We start from the raw sequence: 20,289 nt of genomic DNA, 5'->3' as shown, positions 1-20,289 counted from the left end.
GTCAAGTTCGTCTTCTTCAGATGAGTAAGGAGGGCGCGCGGTCTGAACCGGGCGCCCTCGGACGAGATTCTAGGCCGCCATTGTCCGGCAGCTCTCCGCACAGCGACGGCAGGCCTCGACGCATTCCTGCATGTCGCCAATGCGCTCACAGTCATCCGCACATTCATTGCAGATCTCGGCGCATTCGCCACAGGTATGCTTGTGGTGCTCGGAACCGATGAGCATGAAATGCGCCGATGTCCGGCAGATCTCCGCGCATGCCATCATCAATGTGAAGTGGCGCTTTTCGGTGTGTTGGCCGCCTAGTTCCAGGCAGTGGCCCATCGCGGTCGAAAGGCACACGGAATAACAGCGCAGGCATTCGTCAATGCAGCTTTTCATTTCGGGGGTAAGGTGATGCATGGAAGGTGTCCTTTGTTCGTGTCGAGAGCGCCCTACGATTAGTCCTGACGATCACTTTGCGTTGGTCTCAAGCCACTTGTTGAACTCGCCGATTTCCTTGGTCTGGGCGTCGATGATCGTCTGAGCCATCTTCTTGGCTGGGTCATTGTCGCCGTACTTCAACTCGACTTCGGCCATGTCGATCGCGCCCTGATGATGCGCGATCATCCCGCAAACGAAGGCGACATCGGGGTCTTTGGCCATCATGCCTTGCATCATGGCAGGATGCATCTTCATCATCGCCGCCATGTTGGCCTTGTGCGCTTCATCCATGCCCGACATGTCCATGCCGGCCATTCCTGGCATGGTGTGCCCCGCTGATGCGCCTTCAGGCTGGCCGCATTGCTCGGGCAGGGGCGCCGAAGCCATAGGCTGGTCGGAGGATTGCTGAGCGAACGCCGCCGAGGCGAATCCCGACAGCAGCGCTGCCGTGGCGATCGTGAGTTTAGTCTTGGTCATGATTTGTCTCCATCCGTCTCACTCGCCTGCGTCGTTGAATGTGGCAATTGCAATTCCGTGCCGGGAGGGTGATCGTGGCCCATTGCGTTGGCGAGGTGCGCTCCGGACAGAAGCAAACCTATAGCGAAGCAGATGAAAAAAGCTGCCTTCGCCCGCCGAAGAACCTGCACGAGTGCAACGCATGACATGCTGCGTAACGGGAAGCGTGGAAACTTTGTTCCGATGTGGCGGAGCGCCGGTTTAGACGGGCTGCCTCTATGGATGCGGAGCCATGGTCCCCTCATGTTGCTTGCGCCACCCATAGGGGGTCAGGCCTCGCGGCTTGTACAGCGACAGAACCACGGGCACGAGTAAGACGAGCAGCCCTCCAGCGGCGTGGATCACAGGGGAGAACCTCAGCCCCCGAAGATCCGCGCTGGATAACATCGTCTCTGCAGAGACATCTGCCAAATAGCCGATCAGCTCCAGCTGAAGCAGCAGCACGATGGTGACAAGCACGTTCAGCAGTAGTTTCGCCACGATCCAATAGTGGCGGAACAGGCCCCATGGAGTGCCCAGTGACTGGACAAGCCCGGTAACCAGTGAGGCCAGGACCAGCGGAACGATGGCGTACCAGACGGTCAACTCCATCGCGAGATAGGCGGCGCGCACCACCTGCGAATCTGGGCTGGTCAGGCCGGCGACGGCGAGAGCCAGGAAGCCGGCGACCGCACCGAGAGTGCCGACCGAGGACGTGACATGCGCGGTAAGCGCGAACTTTCGGAGCCAGGGCGTCATCATCATGGCTGTTGCATGCCAGGCTCTGGAACGCTGGAGGATGACGGCAGGTGCCGACCGGGACTGTGGGGTCCGCCGACGCCGGTGAAGAGCGCAGCGATGACCAGCAGAACCAGGATGATCGCGATGATCCCCGTGATTTTCACCCAGCGGGGCGCGCCGGGGTAGGGAGGCGGGTCGCCCATGTGCGTTCCCTCCGTCGTGTGGTGTCGCCGTTTTAATGACAGCTCGATTTTTATCGATACGACGTGTCTATATCAAATCACAATGTCTCTTATCTCGACAAGGTCGTCCCGTCAGGTATCTTGGAGTGATGCCGAAGCTATGGAACGAAACCATCGATGCGCACCGCCGCGCCGTACGCGACGCGAGCTTGGACGCCACGGGGGCGCTGGTGGCCAAGCATGGGTTGCTGTCGGTGACGATGGCGAAAATCGCCGAGGAGACTGGAATAGGTCGCGCAACGCTGTACAAATACTTCCCGGACGTCGAAGCGATCCTCGTCGCCTGGCACGAACGTCAGGTCGCCGGTCACCTCGAACATCTCATTGCAATCCGGGACCAGGCTGGCGACGCCGGTGAGCGGCTGGAGGCCGTACTTGAGGCCTACGCGTTCATTTCTCAGAAGCACCATGGCACCGAACTCGCCGCACGCCTGCATCGAGGCGAACACGTCGTCAAGGCGCAGCACCATCTCCACCAGCTCATCCGCGATCTGCTGGCCGAGGGCGCAGCGATGGGCGACCTCCGGAACGACGTCGCGCCTGACGAACTTGCGACCTATTGCCTCCACGCCCTCACGGCAGCCAGTAGCCTGCCTTCCAAGGCCGCGGTCCGCCGGCTCGTCGCGGTCACGCTGGCCGGGTTGCGGTCTGGACGTGTGTCAGCGCACCCGAGATGTTGACACAAAGTTCGTTTGGTTGCGGTCGAGCAGTTTCTTGCTGTGCATGTTGCCCGCGTGCCGCGATCTTCTCGGTGAGCAAAAGACCAAACGGAATCGCACCGGGTCGCCCTGTGAGCTTGGAGTCCTGACCATGGGCGAACCCGCGGGAATAGGCGCCGAGATGACGCATGGTTGCGTCTTCGGGAAACTGATTGCGCCAGGCGGATTGGGTTCCAGGCTATCGGTGAGAGCGAAGGTGAGCATGATGGGCGGGCAGCACTGGCTTCGACGTCCGACTTTATAGGGTGTGGCCGAAGTGGAGGAATCGGCAGGTCGTTCCCGTCCCGAGAGATGAGCGACCTATGTGTCCAGAATGGACCCACGTGCCCTTCCCGAGAGATGGTGACAGTTCATTCCGGAGACATGGGTTACACTTTTGGCCCTTTGCAAGGAGAGCAAGGGTGCCTTGGAAGGAGTGTAGCCACATGGATGAGCGGCTGAAGTTCGTAGCGCGGGTTCTGGATGGAGAGAAGATGGCGGTGCAGTGCCGAGATTTCGGCATCTCGCAACCCAACATGCACGAGGAGATGCGCCGGGCATTCGCGCTGCTCTCAGGCAAGTGGAAGCTGGAGATCATGTGGCTGCTAAGTCAGCGGGTTCACCGCTTCGGTGAGCTGCGAAAAGCGATCCCTGGAGTCACTCAGCACATGCTAACGGCGCAATTGCGTGAGCTCGAAGCGGACGGCCTCGTGTCGCGTACGATGTTCGCGGAAGTCCCGCTTCGGGTTGAGTATGAGATCACGCCAAAGGCGCGAGGGCTCGGGCCAGCAATGGAGGCGCTAGCGGCCTAGTGGAGCGAGTATGGAAACAGCGTGCCGCCCAAGCGATCGGCCTCGCGCGGCCGCAGAACCAAAAGTGCTACATCGAAGCATCGCTAACCATTCTGCTAGGCCGCCTCCGGATCCCGTTCGGCGCGAAACGCCTGCCGTGCGCTCTCAACTTCGTGTCTGTGCTGGACCGCCCATTGGGACAGTGCTCGGAGCGGCTCGATAAGCGAGTGCCCAAGCGGGGTGAGCTCATACGTGACCTTCGGTGGAATGGTCGGAAAAACGGTGCGCTTGACCAGCCCATCTTCCTCCAGCCCTCGCAGCGTCAGGGTCAGCATACGGTGGGAGACGCTGCCGATCTGACGGAGCAACGCGGTGAAGCGCACCGGTCCGTCTTTCAGGGCGCCGACTGCCATGACTGTCCACTTGTCGCCCACACGGTCGAGGATCTGACCGAGGGCCCTGCATTCGTCCTTTGCCGCTTCGTCGTGATGGAGTGCGTTTCCTGCCTTCATCATCTGTTCTCCGTTTGAATCGAGCACTTTTTTGATCGTGATGGACAAAAAAGTGCAATCTTGCGCGCCATCCTAATGCACCGATATGACCTTACGAACATTTTGTTCGAAAAGGAAATCACAGCATGAAGATCGGAATCAGTGGCGCAAGCGGCCACCTTGGGCAAGCCGTCTTGGCCGAGCTCGCAGTGCGAGCACAGGGTCACGACCTCGTCGCCATCAGCCGCACGCCCGAGAAGGTAGCGGGAGAATGGGAGAAGCGCGCCGGCGACTATGATAACCCCGAAATGCTGGCCCAAGCCTATGCCGGCCTCGACCGGCTTCTGCTGATCCCCACCGTCGATCTGGCCCCGGGTGCGCGGTCGCGCCAGAATGCTGCCGCAATCGAAGCGGCGGCCGCGGCGGGGGTCGGCCACGTAGTGTTCCTGTCCGCGGCTGGAACCGCGAGAGCCGACGACACCTCCATACATGGGTCATACTGGCGCGGCGAACAGACCCTGATCCAGCGGGCAAGGGCGTGGACCATCCTGCGCATGAACTACTACGTCGAGAGCTTTGCCATGGAGGTGGCCGCGCCCCAGACCAGTCAGATTTTTGGCTTGGCCGAAAACAAGGTCGCATTCATCTCGCGCAACGACATCGCGGCAGCCGCGGCGGGAATGCTCATCAGCAAGGGCCATGACGGAGCGATCTACAACCTCACCGGTCCACAGAGCTTGACCGGGGCGGAGCGCGCCGCCACTGCCTCCAAAATCACGGGCCGTGAGATCAGCTTCCAGATCGCTCCTGAAGCGGCTCTTCGGGTGGGCTTTGCTCAGTTCGGCTATCCTGAAATCGTGATCGATGCGGTGATCGACATCCAGAAGAAGTTCGCCGCGGGCGGCAACGACATCGTGACCGGCGATGTCGAAAAGCTGGCTGGCAGGCCCGCAAGGCCCCTCGTCGAGACGCTTGGCGAAGCGCTCCGGGCACTGTCATGAGCTTCAGCGTCATTGTCGGCGCGAGCAGCGTCGGGACCGCCACCGCCAACCTGCTTGCCAGCAGGGGCCAGCAGGTCAAGCTCGTGACACGCAGGGGCACCGGCCCGGTGCACCCTTTGATCGAGCGCGTAGCGGCCGATGCCACGGATCCCGAGTGGCTGACTGCGGTCAGCCAGGGCGCCTCTGCGATCTATTGTTGCGCCAGCCCGACATACGACCGGTGGCCGACCGACTGGCCCCCGCTGTTCGAGGCCATCATGATCGCAGCAGAGCGGACAGGCGCGGTGCTGGCGAGCTACAGTATGCTGTATGGCTATGGGCCGGTGAAAGGCGTGGTGAGCGAGGACACGCCGCTTGTCGCAACGCACCCCAAGCTCGGGGTGCGTGCCGATCTCTGGCGCGAGGCGCTAGGGCGCCATCAGGCGGGACGGCTCAAGCTGACCGAAATTCGCTCCAGCGATCACATTCAGCCCAACAGCTTGTTCGCCCTGGCCCTTGCCAAGCCCTTGCTCGAGGGTAAGCGGGTGATCTCTCCGGTTCCGATCGACGTTCCGCGCAGTTGGACCTCCGTCAACGACTCCGCAAAGCTGCTGGTGACAGTGGCGCAGGATCCGCAAGCGTGGGGAAAAGCCTGGCACGTCCCGACCAACGCGCCGATGACGGCCCGGCAACTGCTCGATCGCCTCGCCCAGTTGAACGGGCTGCCCGCTCCAAAGGTGATCGTCCTTCCCTACGCCGGCTTGTGGGTCTCGGGCCTGTTCATGCCGATGCTCAAGGAACTTCGGACCACCTACTACCGGTTCGACCGTCCGTTTCTCATCGACTCACGGCGGGCGGCCGAGACGTTCGGGCTTGTACCTGAACCGATCGACGCTGCCTTGCGCGAGAGCGCCCAGATGCTGCGCGCATCGAGCTGACCCATACCGCCCAAGCCTTAGTCGCAACCCAGCAGAAATCGTCTGCGAACGCCCGTTCCAGGCGCATCAGGAGAAAAACATGTCCGGACAAACACTGGCCACCAAGGCCGCCCCCGCCTCAAGCCGCATCCTCACCATTGGCCTGTGGGCAGCGCAAATCGCGCTTGCAGGCGTGTTTGGCATGGCTGGCGTCAGCAAGAGCTTCCTGGCTCCCGCCGACCTCATTGCCATGGGGGTGAATTACGCGACCGATTTGCCCGAGTGGCTGCTGCGCTTCATCGGCGCGTCGGAACTTCTTGGCGCTATCGGCCTTATCTTGCCCGCTCTGACCCTCATCCTGCCTCGATTGACGCCGCTGGCCGCGTTGGGCCTGGTCACGATCCAGGTGCTCGCCATCGGCTTCCACGCCGCGCGCGGCGAACTGGCAATGGCGCTGCCGTTCAATCTCGTGCTGCTCGGGCTGGCGCTGTTTGTCTTTTGGGGCCGCTGGTTCAAAGCGCCGATTTCGGCCCGTAACTAGGCCTCGACGTCGGGGCAACCGGGTTCGACCAGTTAGCCGTGTCCTCGAGGCGACGTGCGCGGCGTGGGCTTCTCGCTGCTGCCGCGCCACCCGATCGAGGAGGAGATCGCGTCGGATCGGTTGATGGATTGTCGTCAGACCGACGAGCGCCGCCTACGGCGATATTCTTCGGAAGGCGGTCGAGGACGGGCAGTACAAGACCACGGCAGAAATCATCAGGGTGATCGCCCTGACAGGCTGCCGGCGCACTGAGGTCATTGGTCTCCGCTCGGAGAAGTCGATGTCGAGGGCAGTTGCCTGCGCCCGGCCGACAGCAAGGAGGGGGCGTCGGTGCGTCCAATCGGCCTGCCCGTGCTGGAGTATCTCGAAGCTCGCCGCGACGAGGAGCAGAGCGCTGAAGACTACGTCTTCCCCGGCTGGGAGGATGGCACGCCGTTCGGGAGCTTCCCCAGGCAGTGGACTAAGCTGTTCAAGGATATCGACCTGGCCGGTATCACGCCGCCTGTTCTCCGACACAGCTTCGCCAGCATCGCTAATGACCTTGGCTTCACCGAGGCCACGATTGCAGCCCTAGTAGGTCATTCACGAGGGTCGGTGACCAGCCGCTACATCCACACAGTGGACACCGCGCTCATCATGGCGGCCGACAGCATCGCCGGCTACATTCAGGGTTTGCTGGACGGCGTCGCCTTCCCTCACACCTTCTATGCGCTCGATCGGGCTTCTAGGAAGACGGCACTTGCTCACTTCCTGGGGCAACCGAAGGCAGTGAGATCCGAGGCGGGCCATGCTGCTGCCTGATCGGATCACCCTGCAAGTCTGCTTTGCGCCCATTTCGGCCGCTGCGGTGATCTTCGCCGCGGCCCGATAGCAGACGTTGCGGTTGACCACGCTGTAGGTCGAGGTTGCGCCAGGAGCCGACTTTCCCGGCGCGTCTCCAGAGCTGCCGTTCGCCAGCGGCTTAAATCGATCCGTAGACGCTGTCGGCGGCTAGGTACTCTGGCTTCAGGCCGAAGCGCTCCTTGGTCTTGTCAACCATGGTACGCGCCGCTCCCACTTCTGCCTGCCCGATCGCGCGGGTGGCAAGCGATCGGACCAAAGCAGTCATTTCAGAAGCCCAGTGTCTCTTCCCGTGCTATTATAACTCCGCTTAGGTGGGACCCGATGGCAAGCGACAAGAACCCCCACGAGGAGATGTGGCGCGGCCTTCTGACCGACCCGCAGTCACCCCTTCATGCCGATCGGATGCAGTTCAAGCTGCTGCCGGGATCTCCCCGGTGCAAGACGTGCCTGTTCCCCTTGGGTGGCGTGCTCATGAGCGCGCTCTCTTCCAAATGGGGCAGGAAACCCTCTCGAAAAAACCCAAGTTTCTGCAACCTGTGCGAAGAGTTTATCCGCACCAATCCTGGCGGCGCCGAGATCGATCTATCGCTTCTTTTCGCTGATGTTCGAGGCTCTACGAGCATGGCCGAAAGGATGATGCCTGCCGAGTTCGCGTCGCTCATGAACCGATTCTTCAAGTCCGGTAGTGACATTTTAATCGGCTGCGATGCGCTGATAGACAAGTTCGTCGGTGACGAGCTTATCGGCCTGTTCCTTCCCGCCATCGTCGCCGGTCATCCCGCCGCCGCTGTAGAGGCAGGTCGGCGCCTGCTTTCGGCTACCGGGCACGGCGAGCCCGGCGGACCTTGGTTGCCCATCGGCATCGGCGTTCACTCCGGTACGGCTTACGTCGGTTCCGTCGGGGACGGATTGGTCGCCGATTTCACGGCAATGGGAGACGCGGTGAATGTAGCGGCGCGCTTGGCATCTCAGGCGGGCCCCGGCGAGCTTCTGGTCACCGAGGCGGCGTGGACCAGAGCCGGACCTCGTCACTTGCCGAACAGTGAGCGCACGCTGGAACTCAGAGGGAGGGCCTCTCCGATCGAGGTACGGGCCCTCCGCATTGACGGGATCTCGCCTGGATCCTGACAAGTCAGGCATTCGATGAGCTGTATAAAGGGCAATCCAGCGGGTATGACGTTCGGGGCAGCCTTCCACCCGATCAAGCCATATAGCCAACTCGATCTTGATTCTGCGAGGTTGGGCTTCATCGCCTCGACTGCACATACCCTGACGCTTCCGGCGTTTTTTTGAAGCTGACGTTGGCGTTTATCCGGAGTTGACGCCCTTTCGGACACTTGCAGGCGGGATTAAGCAACAGTCATCGAATTGGACGATCGGCTGGTGCTTACACGCGGAGGCTTGCCGCCTAGGATTCGGATCTCGCCTGATAGACTTTTGAAATGGGCGGCATAGAATTCAGCACACTGCGTTCTGTGAAAGCGCTCGTGCGAAATGGCCGAAGAACGCGCCCAACGCCGTCTTGCAGCCATAATGGCTGCTGATGTGGTCGGCTATAGTCGGCTCATCGAACTAGACGAGCGGGGTACGCTCGCCGCGCTAAAGGAGCGGCGCAAGGAAATTCTGGAGCCTCTTGTCCGCCAACACCAAGGCCGGATCGTCAAGGTGATGGGTGACGGCGTTCTGGTCGAGTTCGCCAGTGCGGTGAACGCCGTGACTTGCGCCGTCGAGTTCCAAAGGCGCATTGCGGCAGCGAACAAAGGTTTCGCTGAGGGTCGTCAAATCCTGTTGCGCGTCGGAATCAATCTAGGTGATGTCGTCGTGGAAGGCGGCGATCTCTACGGGAATGGCGTCATTGTCGCCGTGCGTCTTCAGGGAATAGCTGGACCGGGAGAAGTCTGCGTCTCCGGTAATGTCTACGATCAGGTCAAGCGGCGTCTCGACTGCGGGTTTGAGGAGCTTGGTCTGCAGACGATCAAGAATGTCACAGAGCCGGTGGCTGTTTATCGCGTCGAATCTTCGGCAATGTGGGAGCATCAGGGGTCGGGAGAAAACGCGCCGCTACCGTTGCCGATCAAGCCTTCCATCGCCGTGCTTCCGTTCACCAACATGAGTAACGACCCGGAGCAAGAGGTATTTGTTGACGGTTTGACGGAAGACCTGATCACCGATCTTTCGAGGACCAGCGGCCTGTTTGTCATCGCAAGCAACTCGAGTTTCGCATACAAGGGCAGGCACGTGGACGTGCGCCGCATCGCTCGCGAGCTTGGGGTGCGCTATGTCCTGGAGGGTAGCGCTCGCCGTGCTGCAGGGCGGGTTCGCATCAACGCTCAGCTGATCGATGCGATCGAAGGGGACCACCTTTGGGCGGAGAGGTTCGACCGCAACTTGGAAGATATATTTGCCGTACAGGACGAGGTGACCGCGAAGATCGTCGAAGCGTTGGCGGGCCGTCTGACGGCCGCACCAGCGCGCAATAGGCCTACGAATCTGAAGGCGTATGACCTCTGTGTACGAGCGCGGGCCTTGGGCCTGCAAACGGCCAGCGCCGCGAGAGAAGCGATATTCCTGCTGCGGCGAGCGATCGCGCTCGACCCGGACTATGCGGAGGCACGGCGCTTGCTGGCCCTGAACCTGTGGCTAAGTTGGGAATTCTGGGACCAGGCAATGGATCCAAATCGCGCAAGCGCCATCGCGGAAGCGCAAAAGGCCGTCGCGCTCGACCCCAACGATGCTGGGAACCGATGGGTGCTAGGCATCATACTGGGCCATGAACGCCGCTGGGCGGAATCGGATGCCGAGTTCGACGCTGCCCTCAAATTGGACCCGAACCATGCCGATGCATGGGCGATGCGTGCAGATCTGATTGTGATGAACGGCCGACCGGCCGACGCCATCGAACACGTACGCAAGGCGCTCAGGCTCAATCCCCACCCGCCCGGCTGGTATTACTGGATGCTGGGGCAGGCCCAATATGCGATTCGTGACTACGCATCCGCGGTCCAGACGCTGCGCCGGCCCGAAACGTATCGCGCGACATCGCGCCGCCTGCTTGCGGCGAGCTTGGCGCAACTGGGACGCTTAGAGGAGGCGCGGACCGAAGCACAGTTGTTCATGATGAACAATCCGAACTTTACTATCCGGCAGTGGTCGGCTTCGCAGCCTTTCCGTGATGAAGACCTGCGGCGACATTTCGTGAAGGGCTATTGCATGGCGGGGCTGCCAGAATGAATATCTTGATCAGACTTCCTTTCTCGGTTGCGCACCTGGTTTTCGCAGGGCAGCGGGAATATCGGCAATTGGGGGACGGCCCGGAACGGGTCAAAGCGGTTCGATGAACGTCCGCTATTCGGAACCAAATTCGAGCGCCGATTGTCCGTCTAGGGTCAGGCCAAGACCTCTGCGTAGATTTGCTCCCTCGGTGCTTTCGCAGCAAAGGTCAACTCAACGGCGAGCAATTGATCTCCTCGCACAAGGTACTGATATTATTGCATTAATTGGCGCACCCGACAGGATTCGAACCTGTGACCTCTGCCTTCGGAGGGCAGCGCTCTATCCAGCTGAGCTACGGGTGCCTTCAGGATCGACAATCCGGAAAACGAACCAGCCGGGTAACCGGCCAGCCACGCTTCTTAGCGGAAGCCGGCGCTGGCTTCAACGGGCAAGGCGCCGCAAAGTTGTCCCGGCGCCTCTGGGCGATCGGTTCGCGCCGATCCGGTCGCTGCGCGGCCTCGCAGGCTCGGGGCATCCGTCATTCAAAAAGCCCTGGCTTTTCGTCCGCTGCCACTCCACCCCTCACTACTCCTGCGCGTAAAGCAACTTTGTCGTCGCGTTCGCCGCCATCGGCGACAGGTTGCGCTGGATTAGCGCCTCGACGTGGTCGTTGCGCTGGCGCGCGCTGTCGGCGCCCATCACGACGAGGATGAGCCGGCGGCCGTCGGCATCGTAGGAGGTGACAATGTTGAAGCCGGAGGCTCTGATATAGCCGGTTTTGATGCCGTTGACGCCGCGGACGCGGCCGAGCATGTCGTTGTGGCCGCGCACCAGCCTGCCGCGGAACATGAAGTCGCTTTCGGAGAAATAGTGGAAATGCTGCGGGAAGCGGGTGCGCAGCGCCATGCCGAGCACCGCCATGTCGCGCGCCGTCGTCAGCTGGCCGGCGTCCGGCAGGCCCGAAGCGTTGCGGAAGACGGTGCTGCGCATGCCGATCTGGCGCGCTTTGGCCGTCATCATTGCGGCAAACGCCGCTTCGCTGCCGCCGAGATATTCGGCGACGGCGACCGCCACGTCATTGGCCGATTTGACGGTGATCGCCCGGATCGCCGATTCGACGTCGATCGTCTCGCCGCGACGGAAGCGCAGCTTGGTCGGCGGCTGCCTGGCGGCGTTGTCCGAGACCGGGATCGGCGTCGTCTTGCTGATGCGGCCTTGGTCCAGCGCCTCGAACAGAAGGTAGAGCGTCATCATCTTGGTCAGCGACGCCGGATAGCGCGGCGCCGTTGAATTGGCCTCGAACAGCGTCCTGCCGCTGCTGCCGTCGATGACGATTGCCGCATATTTCTGCGCCGGCGCCGGCACCGCCAGCATGGTTTCCGGCGGCGTCGTCGCGCAGCCGGCGACGAGCACCAGCAGCGCAAACGCCGCGACAAATCTTTTAATGAAAGGAAAGAGGCGCGGCTTGGACACTGTTCTGAAGGTAAGCTGTTGCTGAAACGACTGGGAAACTAGCCTAACCCAATGGCGCCGTCTATTTGGTTAACACTGGTGTTGCCCAGGATTATCACCTGTCCACAGATGCCAGGACGGAGCCTGCGCTGCGCTGGTCTGGGCGCCGAAATACCGGGGACTGCGCTTGCGCAACCGGCACCGACCGGGTTTGCTGGCGCCGGCAGAATCAGCAGGTGCGCCATGGATACGCTCACGATCAAGGCAAACGGCATTTCGGTAACGGTCGATCTCACCGTCGGCCATCTCGTCGACATGACGGTCGATATCGACGGGCGCCGGCTAAAACCGCTGCATCGCGCGCCCTGGATCGACGAGCCGCGCGAGACGCTGCCGCAAGACCTGCCTGCCGGCACCGTTCGCCTGTCCGGCGATTTTCTCTGCGCGCCGTTTTCCCGAAGCGATGTCGAGGAAGCACCCCTGCATGGCTGGCCGGCCAACAGCCGCTGGGATGCCGTCGCTTCCGAGGCGACTGCCGACGGCTGGCGGGCCGTTTTCCGGCTGCAGCACAAGGTCATGGGCGCGACGGTCGACAAGATCCTGACCCTGCGCGACGATCATCCCTTTCTCTACCAGGAACATGTCTTTTCCGGTGGTTCGGGCGCGATTTCCGTCGCGCATCATCCGATGACGGTGATGAAGGACGGCGGCAGGCTCGCTTTTTCGCCGAAGCGATTTGCGGCGACGCCGGACGACCCGCTGGAGCCTGATCCGGCCCGCGGCCGTTTCCGCTTCGCCTATCCCGCGCGTTCCACCGACCTGACGCGTTTTCTCGCCGCCGATGGCGGCACGCTCGACCTGACCGACTATCGCATCGACCAGAGCCGAGAGGATTTCGTCACGCTGGTCGAGGCCGACCATGGCGGGCCGGGCTGGACCGCACTGGCGCGAAAGGCGGAAGCCGATCTCGTTGTGGTGCTGAAGAACCCGGCCGAACTGCCGGTCACGATGCTGTGGGTCAGCAATGGCGGTCGCGACTACGCGCCGTGGAGCGGCCGCCATCGCGGCGTGCTCGGCATCGAGGACGGCCGCACCGCGCTCGGCCATGCCGCGTCGCTCGGTGACAACTGGCTGAAGCGGGAGGGGGTGGCAACCGCCTTTGCTCTTGGCGAAGGGGGCGATGTCTCGTTCCGCCACGTCATCGGCGCCTTGCCCCAAAGTCAACAAGCCGCCGGCGAGCCGCCGCGCGACATCGCCACCGCGCAGGGGCGCATGCGCCTCACGGCGGCTGACGGCTCGACGCGCAACGTCGCTTTCGACGGCGATTTCCTGCGGATCGGCCATGCCGTGCCTGTCTGATGGGGCTGTGCGCAGGCTATAGCTCATTGCGGGCGCTTGCGCTGCCCCTCACCTGTCTGCCGGCATCCTCTCCCCGTAAAGTGACGGGTAGAGGGCGCTCTCACCGACGGTTTCGCCAATCACCAGCGTTGCAGGAAGGGCGCCAAGGTCGCGGCCAGCTCTTTCTCCCGTCACTATACGGGGAGAAATGCCCGGCAGGGCAATGAGGGGCGGAGTCGACCTCTCCAATTGGTCGATCTTCAATAAGCCCGCGTTTGAAATTCCCGCGAACTATTGCCAATATGCGATCCAAAACACCCAGCCAGAAAGGCTCCGATGTCCGAGATTGCTCATCTCGCCGCCACCATCTTCAAGCGCGCCGGCAAGGCGCAGCGTTTTGTCGTTGCCATCGCCGGTCCTCCGGGCGCCGGCAAGTCGACGCTTTCGGCCCGCCTGCATGAACTGCTGCCGGAAGGCGCGGCCGAAATCGTGCCGATGGACGGGTTCCATTACGACGATATCGTGCTCGAGCAACGCGGCCTGCGCGCGCGAAAGGGCGCTCCGGAAACCTTCGACTTTGCCGGCTTCGAAACCTTGCTGAAGCGCATCCGCGCGGCCGAGCCCGACATCGCGATTCCGGTGTTCGACCGCAGCATGGAGCTGTCGCGCGCCGCCGCTTCGATCATCGCCGCCGACACCAAGTTCATCCTGGTCGAAGGCAACTATCTCTTGCTTGACGAAGAACCATGGTCGCGACTGGCGCCGCTGTTCGATTTCTCGATCTTCGTCGATATGCCGCGCGCCGAGCTCGAGCGCCGGCTGCTCGAGCGATGGCATGAGCATGGCCGCTCCGACGAAGACGCCCGCGCCTGGATCGCCTCCAACGACATGCCCAATATCGACCGCGTGCTTGCCCGCCGCCGCCCCGCCGATCTGGTGATCGGCGATCAATCCTGATGCGCAGGACGGCCCGCCGGAACCTTAGGACTTTCCGACCGTTATGTCAGATACGGCAATGATGCTGACATGAGGAAAACTGTCCCATGGCAACTCCGATGGCAACCAAGGCAAGAAAGCCTGCACCCGGCAAGGGCAGGGCAACCCGATCAAAGTCAACTGAATCAAAGGCCACTGAATCGAAGACGGGCGCTGGCCCGGCGGTCGCCGCCCGCTCCAAGGATGCGGCAAAGCCCAGTTTTGGCAAGGCAGCACCGAAGAAAGTGACACCGACCGCGGCCAAGGCCACGGCAAAACCGGCCAAGCCCAGGAAATCGGCAACCGGCGGCTCGATGGCAGACAGCGCAATGCGCACGGTTAAAACGACGGCCAATGTCGCGGCCGGTGCGGTTGTCGCCACCGCCAGGAGCGCTGCGTCTCTTGCCGCTTCCGTCATGGGCAAGGGCGGCTCAAAACCCAAAACCAAGGCAAAATAGGCCCAGCCGCTTCTCGGCGCCTGCGGCCGATTGAGCTAGCCCCGGGCGGGGATACTAAGACCCTTTTGCACCGCCGGGCGGGCAAGGCCGCGTTCCAGCCATGCCGCGACATTGCGAAAGTCGTCGAAGCCGACAAGCTCCCTTGCCTCGTAAAAACCGATCAGATTGCGCACCCACCCCAGCATCGAGATATCGGCGATGGTGTAATCGTCGTCCATGATCCAGCTGCGGCCTTTCAGCCTCGTCTCGAGCACACCGATCAGCCGCCGCGATTCGTCGCGATAGCGCGCCAGCGGCCGCTTGTCGGCGATCTCGCGTCCGGCGAATTTGTGGAAGAAGCCGACTTGCCCGAACATCGGCCCGATCGAGGCCATCTGGAAGAACACCCACTGGATCGTTTCGTAACGCCGCGCCGGGTCGGCCGGGATCAGCCTGCCGGTCTTGTCGGTGAGGTAGAGCAGGATGGCGCCGGATTCGAACAGCCCGATCGGCTTGCCGCCCGGGCCATCCGGATCGATCATCGCCGGGATCTTGCCGTTGGGGTTCAGCGACAGGAATTCCGGCGTCCAGCTTTCTTTCTTGCCGATGTTCACCGCATGCGCCTCGTATGGCAGGCCGAGTTCCTCCAGCGCGATCGACACCTTCACCCCGTTCGGCGTCGGAAACGAATAGAGCTGGATGCGGTTGGTATGGCTGGCCGGCCAGCGCGTGGCGATCGGAAAGGCGGACAGGTCGGTCATCGAAACTCCTGGGCGGGATTTTTCGCGGGGAAGCGCGCGGTCGCGGCGAGGGCAAGAGCTTCGCCCCTATCGGGATGATCCGGTTGCGGTCAGACCGCCTTGAACGCCAGCACCGCATTGGTGCCGCCGAAGGCGAAGCCGTTGCTGATCGCCGCGCGCACCTTGCGCTCGCGCGCCACATTCGGCGTGATGTCGAGATCGCAATCGGCGTCGGTTTCGCGAAAATTGGCTGTTGGCGGCACGATGCCTTCGCGGATCGCCATCACGCACGCGATCAGCTCCAACGCGCCCGACGCGCCGAGGCAGTGGGCGTGCATCGATTTGGTCGAGGAGATCGAAAGCCTGGAGGCATGGTCGCCGAAGACGCGCTTGATCGCCGCCGTCTCGATCTGGTCATTGGCCTTGGTACCGGTGCCATGCGCATTGATATAGTCGATGTCTTCCGGGTTGAGCCTGGCATCGACGAGGCAGAAGCGCATCGCCGCCTCCGGCCCTTCGATGGTCGGCGCGACGATGTCGGAGGCATCGCCGGAAAGGCCGGCGCCGGCAATTTCGGCGAGAATCGTGGCGCCGCGCGCCATGGCATGCTCGTAGGTTTCCAGCACAACCATGCCGGCGCCTTCGCCGAGCACCAAGCCCTGGCGATCGGCCGAAAACGGCCGGCAGGTGTCGGGCGCCAGCACCCTCAGCGCCTCCCAGCCTTTCAGGATGCCCCAGACCAGCGGCGCATCGGTACCGCCGGCGAGCATGACATCTGCGCGGCCGAGCCTGATCTGGTCGACCGCCGAGGCAATGGCGTGGTTGGACGAGGAGCAGGCCGAAGTGATGCCGAAGACCGGTCCGCGCAGGCCGAGATTCATGCTGACATGGCCGGCCGCAGCACCCGGCATCACTTTCGGCACGGTGAAGATGCCGGCGCGGTTCTTGCCTTCGAGCAGGATGGCGCGATAGCTCTCTTCGATCGCCTCCCAGCCGCAGACGCCGACGCCGACGATGGCGCCCATCCGGTAGGTGTTGGCTGCGTGCAGGTTCAGCTCGGCTTGTTGCGCGGCCTCCCGCGCGGCGATCGTCGCCAAAAGGCTGAAGCGGTCCATCGAGACGACCTGCTTGCGGTCGATGCCGTGATCGGGAATCGTCCTGATTTCGCAGCCGACCCTGATTTTCAGGTCATGCAGCTCCGAATTGACGATCGGGCCGATGGCCGAGCGGCCGGAGCGCATCTCGCCCCAGATCGCGGGCACATTGGTGCCGAGCCCGCATAAGCCGCCGATGCCGGTAATGACGACGCGCTTGTTCATTCAGTCAGGCTTTTTTCGCGATCAGCGCGCGAACCGCCTCGACCATGTCGCCGACGTTCTTCAGGTTGCTCCAGGCATCGACCGTGTTCATCTCGATCTCGATGCCATACTGTTCCTCGAGGTCAAAGATGATCTCCGTCAGTTCCAGCGAATGAATGCCAAGTGAGGTCAGTTCGGTGCTGGTGGTGATTTCTTCGCCACCGGGCTCGGCATGAGCCTTGATCTTCGCGATGATTTCCGTTGCCAGCTGGTCAGCCATTCGGTTCCTTCCCCAACCTTGTCGTTTCTCGACGCCAACTGATCAGCGCCTCTTTTTCCCCAGGTTCAGATCGTCACCGTCGCCTTTTATCCCGCCAGGCGCTGTGTGACCGTACCAAGACGGCTCCTCTATAGAAACCGAAACGTTGTCAAGCAACAAGCTATATGTCGACAAAGCCGGCGGTGTGGTTATCGTTGGCGCCATGGATATAACCGAACATGGCCTGAGCTTTGTGCCGCCGGCCCAGCGCGTCGCCGGAACCGCGCAGCTTGCTTGTGACAAGAATGGCGGCCGCACCCGTCTTCGGCGCCTCTATCAGGATGGTTCAGCCAAGATCCGCATGCCGGCCGTCTCGGCCGATCCGCTCGAAGCCGTCCTGATCAACACCGCCGGCGGGCTGACCGGCGGCGACCGCCTCGACTGGGAGATCGATGTCGGCGCCGGCGCCTCCGCCACCATAACCACCCAGGCCTGCGAGAAGGTCTACCGCGCCGCATCCGATCGCGCCGAGGTGCGGGTGAAGCTGACGGTCGGCGCCGACGGCCGCATAGCCTGGCTGCCGCAGGAAACCATCGTCTTTGATCGATCGGCCTTTGCCCGCAGGCTCGACCTGGAGCTTGCCGCCGGTGCCGAGGCGCTGGTGCTCGAGGCGACCGTCTTCGGCCGCCTCGCCATGGGCGAACGCGCGGCGCACGGCAGCTTCCACGACCGCTGGCGCGTCAGTCAGGAAGGAGCGCTCGTTCATGCCGAGGATTTCCGCATCGGGCCCGGCATTGCCGCCATTCTGGGCCGTTCGGCCGTGGCCGGTGGCGCCATCGCCATGGCGACGGTGCTGATGATCTCACCGCGGGTGGAGGATTTGCTCGATCCGGTCCGGGGCATTATCGGCGGCCAGGGCGACGCCAGTGTCTGGAGCGTGAAGAAATCTGGCAAGCTTCTTGCGAGGCTGTTTGCCGAGGACGGCTACCAGCTCCGCAAGCGGCTGGTTCCGCTCGTCGAATTGCTCAACAGACGGGCGGGTCTGCCCAAATTATGGTCACTCTGATTCCGATTACGCCACTCCTGATTACGCCATCCTAGGGAAACGCATGAACCTGACGCCAAGGGAAAAGGACAAGCTGCTCATCGCCATGGCGGCGATCGTGGCGCGCAAGCGGCTCGAACGCGGCGTCAAGCTCAATCACCCGGAGGCGATCGCCCTGATCACCGACTTCGTCGTCGAGGGCGCCCGCGACGGCCGCCAGGTCGCCGAGCTGATGGAGGCCGGCGCCCATGTCGTCACCCGCGCGCAGGTGATGGACGGCATCGCCGAGATGATCCACGACGTCCAGGTCGAGGCGACGTTTCCCGACGGCACCAAGCTGGTGACCGTGCACGAGCCGATAAGGTGAGGGCCGATAAGGTAGGAGAAGAAAATGCTTGAACTGCGCCCCAACTGCGAATGCTGCGACAAAGACCTGCCGCCTGAGGCGACGGATGCGCTGATCTGCACCTTCGAGTGCACCTTCTGCGCCGATTGCGCGGTAAACGTGCTGGGTCGCGTCTGCCCGAATTGCGGCGGCAATTTTTCAGTGCGCCCGATCCGGCCGGCAGCGATGCTGACGAAACATCCCGCCTCGACAAAGCGCGTCCTCAAGACCGAAGGCTGCAGCCCGGCCGCAATGCCGCGTGACGGCACGATCCTGACAACGGAAGGCATATCGATGGTCCCCGCAATGATCAAACGCACGTCTCTCTCGACGATCCTGCTTTTCGCCGCCGCAATGCCCGCCTATGCTCATGTCGGCATCGGCACGACCGCGTCCCTGTCAGCCGGCTTCATGCATCCGCTCTCTGGCCTCGACCACATGGCAGTTATGATCGCGGTCGGGTTGTGGGCGGCGCTCAACGGCGGCAAGGCGGTTGTCGCCTGGCCGCTCGCCTTCGTCACCGTCATGCTGGCAGGCGGCGCGCTCGGCATGCTGCAGGTGCCGGTGCCGTTCGTCGAACCGGGCATACTGGCGTCCGTCGTGGCGCTGGGACTGCTTGTCGCGCTCGCGATCGATCTACCGGTCTCGGCCGGCGTCGCCATCATCGGCCTGTTCGCGCTGCTCCACGGTCACGCCCATGGCACCGAGGCGCCTGAAAACGCCGGCGGGCTCGGCTATATGGCCGGCTTTGCCGTCGCCACCGCGCTACTCCATGCCGCCGGCCTCGCTGCCGGTCTTGGCCTTGGCATCAGATTCCCGGGCCTTGCCCGCGCCGCTGGCGGCGCCGGTGCTGCCGTCGGTGCCGGTCTCGCCTTCGGCGTCTTGTGAGGCTGGCGATGATCCCGGGCGAAATCATCACGGCAGGCGGCGAGATCGAACTCAACAAGGGCCAGCCGACCGTCACCTTGAAAGTGGCCAACAGCGGCGACCGGCCGGTCCAGGTCGGCAGCCACTATCACTTCTTCGAGACCAATGAGGGGCTGAAATTCGATCGCGACAAGGCGCGGGGCATGCGCCTCGACATCGCCGCCGGCACGGCGATGCGCTTCGAGCCCGGCCAGGAGCGCGACGTCACTTTGGTGCCGCTCGGCGGCAAGCGCGAGGTCTACGGGTTCCAGCAGAAGATCATGGGCGCGCTGTGAGATCCAAGGCGTCGAGCAGTTTCGGCTCAGCTGGGCGGCTTGGCCGCCGCGTAGATGACGACCTTTCCAGGATCATCGAATTCCACGGCGAGAACGTCTTCGGTCAGCACGCGTCGAGAGTCGATTGCGTTGAACAGCAATGCGTTCGCCTCGATCTCCTCGCGCAGTTCTGCAATGTCGTCCTGATGCTGCTCGACCTTGCTTTCTATCGCCGGCGGCAGACCGCCTTCCGTGCGCGCGGCGTCGGTGAGGAACACGATATCGACTTTGTCGAGCTTGGATGTTTTGCGCACCGTACCGATGTTTTCACGCGTCCGGTCGATCGCCGTGGTGACTTTGCCGGCTTCCACAGCCGTGTTGGTCTCTTCCTGGCCGACCTCCGAGCCGATGATCTTGTTGACCGTATCCGGGGCTTCCAGACCCTGTGCATTCAGCGCGGCCTGGGGAACGCTCGCCGCGAGAAACGCAGTAGCGGCAATCATATGCGGCCATCTGGTCTCAGGGAAGGTGGTGATCGCCATCGCTCGCTCTCAGAGCCTCTTTCGAGACTCGCTTCTACGCCAAAAAGTCGAAACGTATTCTGCCCTGCGAAGGTTCCCTCCCCAATGCGGCAGACCGGCCTTGTGCCGGCCCGCCACAGCGCATCGTCAGCTCGCTTTCTTGGTGATCAAGGTCAGCGCGCCATTGGTGTCCATACTGGCGGCGATCACTTGCGCCGAGGTGAGTCCTTTGGCTTCGAGCGCGGATTTGACCTGGGGGGTCGCGTCGATCGAACTGCGCAAT

The 20,289-nt window shown here is 62.6% G+C and carries 24 protein-coding genes, 1 tRNA gene and 3 pseudogenes; 15 read left to right on the top strand and 13 right to left on the bottom strand.

Annotation, left to right across the window (positions count from 1 at the left end; all coding sequences use genetic code 11):
• Positions 1-69 precede the first annotated feature (69 nt).
• The 4 genes from EOA78_RS37285 to EOA78_RS25660 all read right to left on the bottom strand — a co-directional run bounded on the left by EOA78_RS37285 (position 70) and on the right by EOA78_RS25660 (position 1,862).
• Complete coding sequence (locus tag EOA78_RS37285) at positions 70-402, bottom strand: four-helix bundle copper-binding protein (RefSeq protein ID WP_127317553.1); 333 nt, start codon at positions 400-402, stop codon at positions 70-72.
• Positions 403-453: 51 nt separating this feature from the next.
• On the bottom strand, positions 454-903 hold the full coding sequence (locus EOA78_RS25670) for a DUF305 domain-containing protein (protein WP_245477747.1): 450 nt from the start codon (positions 901-903) through the stop codon (positions 454-456).
• Positions 904-1,155: 252 nt separating this feature from the next.
• Entirely contained in the window at positions 1,156-1,683 is a 528-nt protein-coding gene (locus EOA78_RS25665; protein ID WP_127317551.1) for a hypothetical protein, read from the bottom strand.
• Entirely contained in the window at positions 1,680-1,862 is a 183-nt protein-coding gene (locus EOA78_RS25660; RefSeq protein WP_127317550.1) for a hypothetical protein, read from the bottom strand. Before EOA78_RS25660 ends, EOA78_RS25665 begins: the two co-directional genes overlap by 4 nt.
• A gap of 128 nt (positions 1,863-1,990) precedes the next feature.
• Between EOA78_RS25660 and EOA78_RS25655 the strand changes: the two genes are divergently transcribed.
• Both EOA78_RS25655 and EOA78_RS25650 read left to right on the top strand, forming a co-directional pair.
• Entirely contained in the window at positions 1,991-2,581 is a 591-nt protein-coding gene (locus tag EOA78_RS25655; protein ID WP_127317568.1) for a TetR/AcrR family transcriptional regulator, read from the top strand.
• A gap of 512 nt (positions 2,582-3,093) precedes the next feature.
• Positions 3,094-3,498 (top strand): annotated as a pseudogene (locus EOA78_RS25650) (helix-turn-helix domain-containing protein).
• An 8-nt stretch (positions 3,499-3,506) separates the two neighbouring features.
• Here the strand turns inward: EOA78_RS25650 and EOA78_RS25645 are convergent.
• On the bottom strand, positions 3,507-3,905 hold the full coding sequence (locus EOA78_RS25645) for a helix-turn-helix domain-containing protein (protein WP_206533499.1): 399 nt from the start codon (positions 3,903-3,905) through the stop codon (positions 3,507-3,509).
• Positions 3,906-4,027: 122 nt separating this feature from the next.
• Here EOA78_RS25645 and EOA78_RS25640 point away from each other — a divergent pair, with 122 nt between their 5' ends.
• The 4 genes and pseudogenes from EOA78_RS25640 to EOA78_RS25625 all read left to right on the top strand — a co-directional run.
• Positions 4,028-4,882 carry an NAD(P)H-binding protein gene (locus EOA78_RS25640; protein WP_127317549.1) on the top strand — a complete coding sequence of 285 codons (855 nt, stop codon included), beginning with the start codon at positions 4,028-4,030 and terminating at the stop codon, positions 4,880-4,882.
• Entirely contained in the window at positions 4,879-5,799 is a 921-nt protein-coding gene (locus tag EOA78_RS25635; RefSeq protein ID WP_127317548.1) for an NAD-dependent epimerase, read from the top strand. Before EOA78_RS25640 ends, EOA78_RS25635 begins: the two co-directional genes overlap by 4 nt.
• Before the next feature lie 79 nt (positions 5,800-5,878).
• Positions 5,879-6,319 carry a DoxX family protein gene (locus EOA78_RS25630; RefSeq protein ID WP_127317547.1) on the top strand — a complete coding sequence of 147 codons (441 nt, stop codon included), beginning with the start codon at positions 5,879-5,881 and terminating at the stop codon, positions 6,317-6,319.
• 157 nt (positions 6,320-6,476) lie between these two features.
• Positions 6,477-7,120, top strand: a pseudogene (locus EOA78_RS25625) (tyrosine-type recombinase/integrase); the annotation flags it as partial.
• Between the two features lie 160 nt (positions 7,121-7,280).
• Here EOA78_RS25625 and EOA78_RS36195 read toward each other — a convergent pair.
• Positions 7,281-7,427 (bottom strand): hypothetical protein, encoded by a 147-nt coding sequence (locus EOA78_RS36195; protein ID WP_164783934.1) that lies wholly within the window; start codon positions 7,425-7,427, stop codon positions 7,281-7,283.
• A 56-nt stretch (positions 7,428-7,483) separates the two neighbouring features.
• On the opposite strand from EOA78_RS36195, the gene EOA78_RS25620 reads away from it, so the two are divergent.
• Together EOA78_RS25620 and EOA78_RS25615 are read left to right on the top strand one after the other, a co-directional pair.
• Positions 7,484-8,290: an adenylate/guanylate cyclase domain-containing protein gene (locus tag EOA78_RS25620; RefSeq protein ID WP_127317546.1), complete on the top strand. Its 807-nt coding sequence runs from the start codon at positions 7,484-7,486 to the stop codon at positions 8,288-8,290.
• A 366-nt stretch (positions 8,291-8,656) separates the two neighbouring features.
• Complete coding sequence (locus EOA78_RS25615) at positions 8,657-10,393, top strand: adenylate/guanylate cyclase domain-containing protein (RefSeq protein ID WP_127317545.1); 1,737 nt, start codon at positions 8,657-8,659, stop codon at positions 10,391-10,393.
• A 267-nt stretch (positions 10,394-10,660) separates the two neighbouring features.
• Here EOA78_RS25615 and EOA78_RS25610 read toward each other — a convergent pair.
• Positions 10,661-10,737, bottom strand: a tRNA-Arg gene (locus EOA78_RS25610).
• Between the two features lie 223 nt (positions 10,738-10,960).
• Positions 10,961-11,848 carry a D-alanyl-D-alanine carboxypeptidase family protein gene (locus EOA78_RS25605; RefSeq protein ID WP_127317544.1) on the bottom strand — a complete coding sequence of 296 codons (888 nt, stop codon included), beginning with the start codon at positions 11,846-11,848 and terminating at the stop codon, positions 10,961-10,963.
• 222 nt (positions 11,849-12,070) lie between these two features.
• Here EOA78_RS25605 and EOA78_RS25600 point away from each other — a divergent pair, with 222 nt between their 5' ends.
• Both EOA78_RS25600 and EOA78_RS25595 read left to right on the top strand, forming a co-directional pair.
• A complete protein-coding gene (locus tag EOA78_RS25600) occupies positions 12,071-13,186 on the top strand; it encodes a hypothetical protein (RefSeq protein WP_127317543.1) in 1,116 nt (371 codons plus the stop codon).
• 315 nt (positions 13,187-13,501) lie between these two features.
• The gene (locus tag EOA78_RS25595) at positions 13,502-14,122 is read left to right on the top strand and encodes a nucleoside triphosphate hydrolase (RefSeq protein ID WP_127317542.1); all 621 of its coding nucleotides are present in this window, start codon (positions 13,502-13,504) and stop codon (positions 14,120-14,122) included.
• A gap of 46 nt (positions 14,123-14,168) precedes the next feature.
• Here the strand turns inward: EOA78_RS25595 and EOA78_RS36190 are convergent, their stop codons facing one another.
• The 4 genes from EOA78_RS36190 to EOA78_RS25575 all read right to left on the bottom strand — a co-directional run bounded on the left by EOA78_RS36190 (position 14,169) and on the right by EOA78_RS25575 (position 16,895).
• The gene (locus tag EOA78_RS36190; RefSeq protein WP_164783935.1) at positions 14,169-14,522 is read right to left on the bottom strand and encodes a hypothetical protein; all 354 of its coding nucleotides are present in this window, start codon (positions 14,520-14,522) and stop codon (positions 14,169-14,171) included.
• Positions 14,523-14,633: 111 nt separating this feature from the next.
• Positions 14,634-15,338 (bottom strand): glutathione S-transferase N-terminal domain-containing protein, encoded by a 705-nt coding sequence (locus EOA78_RS25585; RefSeq protein ID WP_127317541.1) that lies wholly within the window; start codon positions 15,336-15,338, stop codon positions 14,634-14,636.
• An 89-nt stretch (positions 15,339-15,427) separates the two neighbouring features.
• The gene (locus EOA78_RS25580) at positions 15,428-16,636 is read right to left on the bottom strand and encodes a beta-ketoacyl-[acyl-carrier-protein] synthase family protein (RefSeq protein WP_127317540.1); all 1,209 of its coding nucleotides are present in this window, start codon (positions 16,634-16,636) and stop codon (positions 15,428-15,430) included.
• 4 nt (positions 16,637-16,640) lie between these two features.
• Positions 16,641-16,895, bottom strand: coding sequence for an acyl carrier protein (locus EOA78_RS25575; RefSeq protein ID WP_127317539.1), 255 nt, complete (start codon positions 16,893-16,895; stop codon positions 16,641-16,643).
• Positions 16,896-17,097: 202 nt separating this feature from the next.
• On the opposite strand from EOA78_RS25575, the gene EOA78_RS25570 reads away from it, so the two are divergent.
• From EOA78_RS25570 to EOA78_RS25555, 5 genes and pseudogenes are all read left to right on the top strand, one after another.
• Positions 17,098-17,940: an urease accessory protein UreD gene (locus EOA78_RS25570; RefSeq protein WP_127317565.1), complete on the top strand. Its 843-nt coding sequence runs from the start codon at positions 17,098-17,100 to the stop codon at positions 17,938-17,940.
• A gap of 43 nt (positions 17,941-17,983) precedes the next feature.
• Positions 17,984-18,286 carry an urease subunit gamma gene (locus EOA78_RS25565; RefSeq protein WP_077374462.1) on the top strand — a complete coding sequence of 101 codons (303 nt, stop codon included), beginning with the start codon at positions 17,984-17,986 and terminating at the stop codon, positions 18,284-18,286.
• A gap of 24 nt (positions 18,287-18,310) precedes the next feature.
• Positions 18,311-18,421, top strand: a pseudogene (locus EOA78_RS37280) (DUF1272 domain-containing protein); the annotation flags it as partial.
• A 177-nt stretch (positions 18,422-18,598) separates the two neighbouring features.
• Complete coding sequence (locus tag EOA78_RS25560; RefSeq protein ID WP_245477745.1) at positions 18,599-19,192, top strand: HupE/UreJ family protein; 594 nt, start codon at positions 18,599-18,601, stop codon at positions 19,190-19,192.
• A gap of 8 nt (positions 19,193-19,200) precedes the next feature.
• On the top strand, positions 19,201-19,506 hold the full coding sequence (locus tag EOA78_RS25555; protein ID WP_127317537.1) for an urease subunit beta: 306 nt from the start codon (positions 19,201-19,203) through the stop codon (positions 19,504-19,506).
• Positions 19,507-19,532: 26 nt separating this feature from the next.
• Here EOA78_RS25555 and EOA78_RS25550 read toward each other — a convergent pair whose 3' ends face one another.
• On the bottom strand, positions 19,533-20,027 hold the full coding sequence (locus EOA78_RS25550) for a hypothetical protein (RefSeq protein ID WP_127317536.1): 495 nt from the start codon (positions 20,025-20,027) through the stop codon (positions 19,533-19,535).
• Positions 20,028-20,289: the final 262 nt, after the last annotated feature.

This window comes from Mesorhizobium sp. M5C.F.Cr.IN.023.01.1.1, assembly GCF_003997585.1.
In the GTDB taxonomy this organism is placed as follows: Bacteria; Pseudomonadota; Alphaproteobacteria; order Rhizobiales; family Rhizobiaceae; genus Mesorhizobium; species Mesorhizobium wenxiniae.
Note: the sequence above shows the minus strand (reverse complement) of the source record. Positions and strands in the feature narration are given on the sequence as shown.

Bases quoted from the DNA above. Each gene is read 5' to 3' on its own strand.
- EOA78_RS25620 (WP_127317546.1), top strand. From the start codon at position 7,484: ATGGCAAGCGACAAGAACCCCCACGAGGAGATGTGGCGCGGCCTTCTG.
- EOA78_RS25550 (WP_127317536.1), bottom strand. From the start codon at position 20,027: ATGGCGATCACCACCTTCCCTGAGACCAGATGGCCGCATATGATTGCC.
- EOA78_RS25665 (WP_127317551.1), bottom strand. From the start codon at position 1,683: ATGATGATGACGCCCTGGCTCCGAAAGTTCGCGCTTACCGCGCATGTC.
- EOA78_RS25580 (WP_127317540.1), bottom strand. From the start codon at position 16,636: ATGAACAAGCGCGTCGTCATTACCGGCATCGGCGGCTTATGCGGGCTC.
- EOA78_RS25640 (WP_127317549.1), top strand. From the start codon at position 4,028: ATGAAGATCGGAATCAGTGGCGCAAGCGGCCACCTTGGGCAAGCCGTC.
- EOA78_RS25635 (WP_127317548.1), top strand. From the start codon at position 4,879: ATGAGCTTCAGCGTCATTGTCGGCGCGAGCAGCGTCGGGACCGCCACC.
- EOA78_RS25585 (WP_127317541.1), bottom strand. From the start codon at position 15,338: ATGACCGACCTGTCCGCCTTTCCGATCGCCACGCGCTGGCCGGCCAGC.
- EOA78_RS25630 (WP_127317547.1), top strand. From the start codon at position 5,879: ATGTCCGGACAAACACTGGCCACCAAGGCCGCCCCCGCCTCAAGCCGC.
- EOA78_RS25570 (WP_127317565.1), top strand. From the start codon at position 17,098: ATGGATATAACCGAACATGGCCTGAGCTTTGTGCCGCCGGCCCAGCGC.
- EOA78_RS25615 (WP_127317545.1), top strand. From the start codon at position 8,657: ATGGCCGAAGAACGCGCCCAACGCCGTCTTGCAGCCATAATGGCTGCT.
- EOA78_RS25560 (WP_245477745.1), top strand. From the start codon at position 18,599: ATGGTCCCCGCAATGATCAAACGCACGTCTCTCTCGACGATCCTGCTT.
- EOA78_RS25565 (WP_077374462.1), top strand. From the start codon at position 17,984: ATGAACCTGACGCCAAGGGAAAAGGACAAGCTGCTCATCGCCATGGCG.
- EOA78_RS25575 (WP_127317539.1), bottom strand. From the start codon at position 16,895: ATGGCTGACCAGCTGGCAACGGAAATCATCGCGAAGATCAAGGCTCAT.
- EOA78_RS25600 (WP_127317543.1), top strand. From the start codon at position 12,071: ATGGATACGCTCACGATCAAGGCAAACGGCATTTCGGTAACGGTCGAT.
- EOA78_RS25660 (WP_127317550.1), bottom strand. From the start codon at position 1,862: ATGGGCGACCCGCCTCCCTACCCCGGCGCGCCCCGCTGGGTGAAAATC.
- EOA78_RS25555 (WP_127317537.1), top strand. From the start codon at position 19,201: ATGATCCCGGGCGAAATCATCACGGCAGGCGGCGAGATCGAACTCAAC.
- EOA78_RS37285 (WP_127317553.1), bottom strand. From the start codon at position 402: ATGCATCACCTTACCCCCGAAATGAAAAGCTGCATTGACGAATGCCTG.
- EOA78_RS25655 (WP_127317568.1), top strand. From the start codon at position 1,991: ATGCCGAAGCTATGGAACGAAACCATCGATGCGCACCGCCGCGCCGTA.
- EOA78_RS36195 (WP_164783934.1), bottom strand. From the start codon at position 7,427: ATGACTGCTTTGGTCCGATCGCTTGCCACCCGCGCGATCGGGCAGGCA.
- EOA78_RS25595 (WP_127317542.1), top strand. From the start codon at position 13,502: ATGTCCGAGATTGCTCATCTCGCCGCCACCATCTTCAAGCGCGCCGGC.
- EOA78_RS25645 (WP_206533499.1), bottom strand. From the start codon at position 3,905: ATGATGAAGGCAGGAAACGCACTCCATCACGACGAAGCGGCAAAGGAC.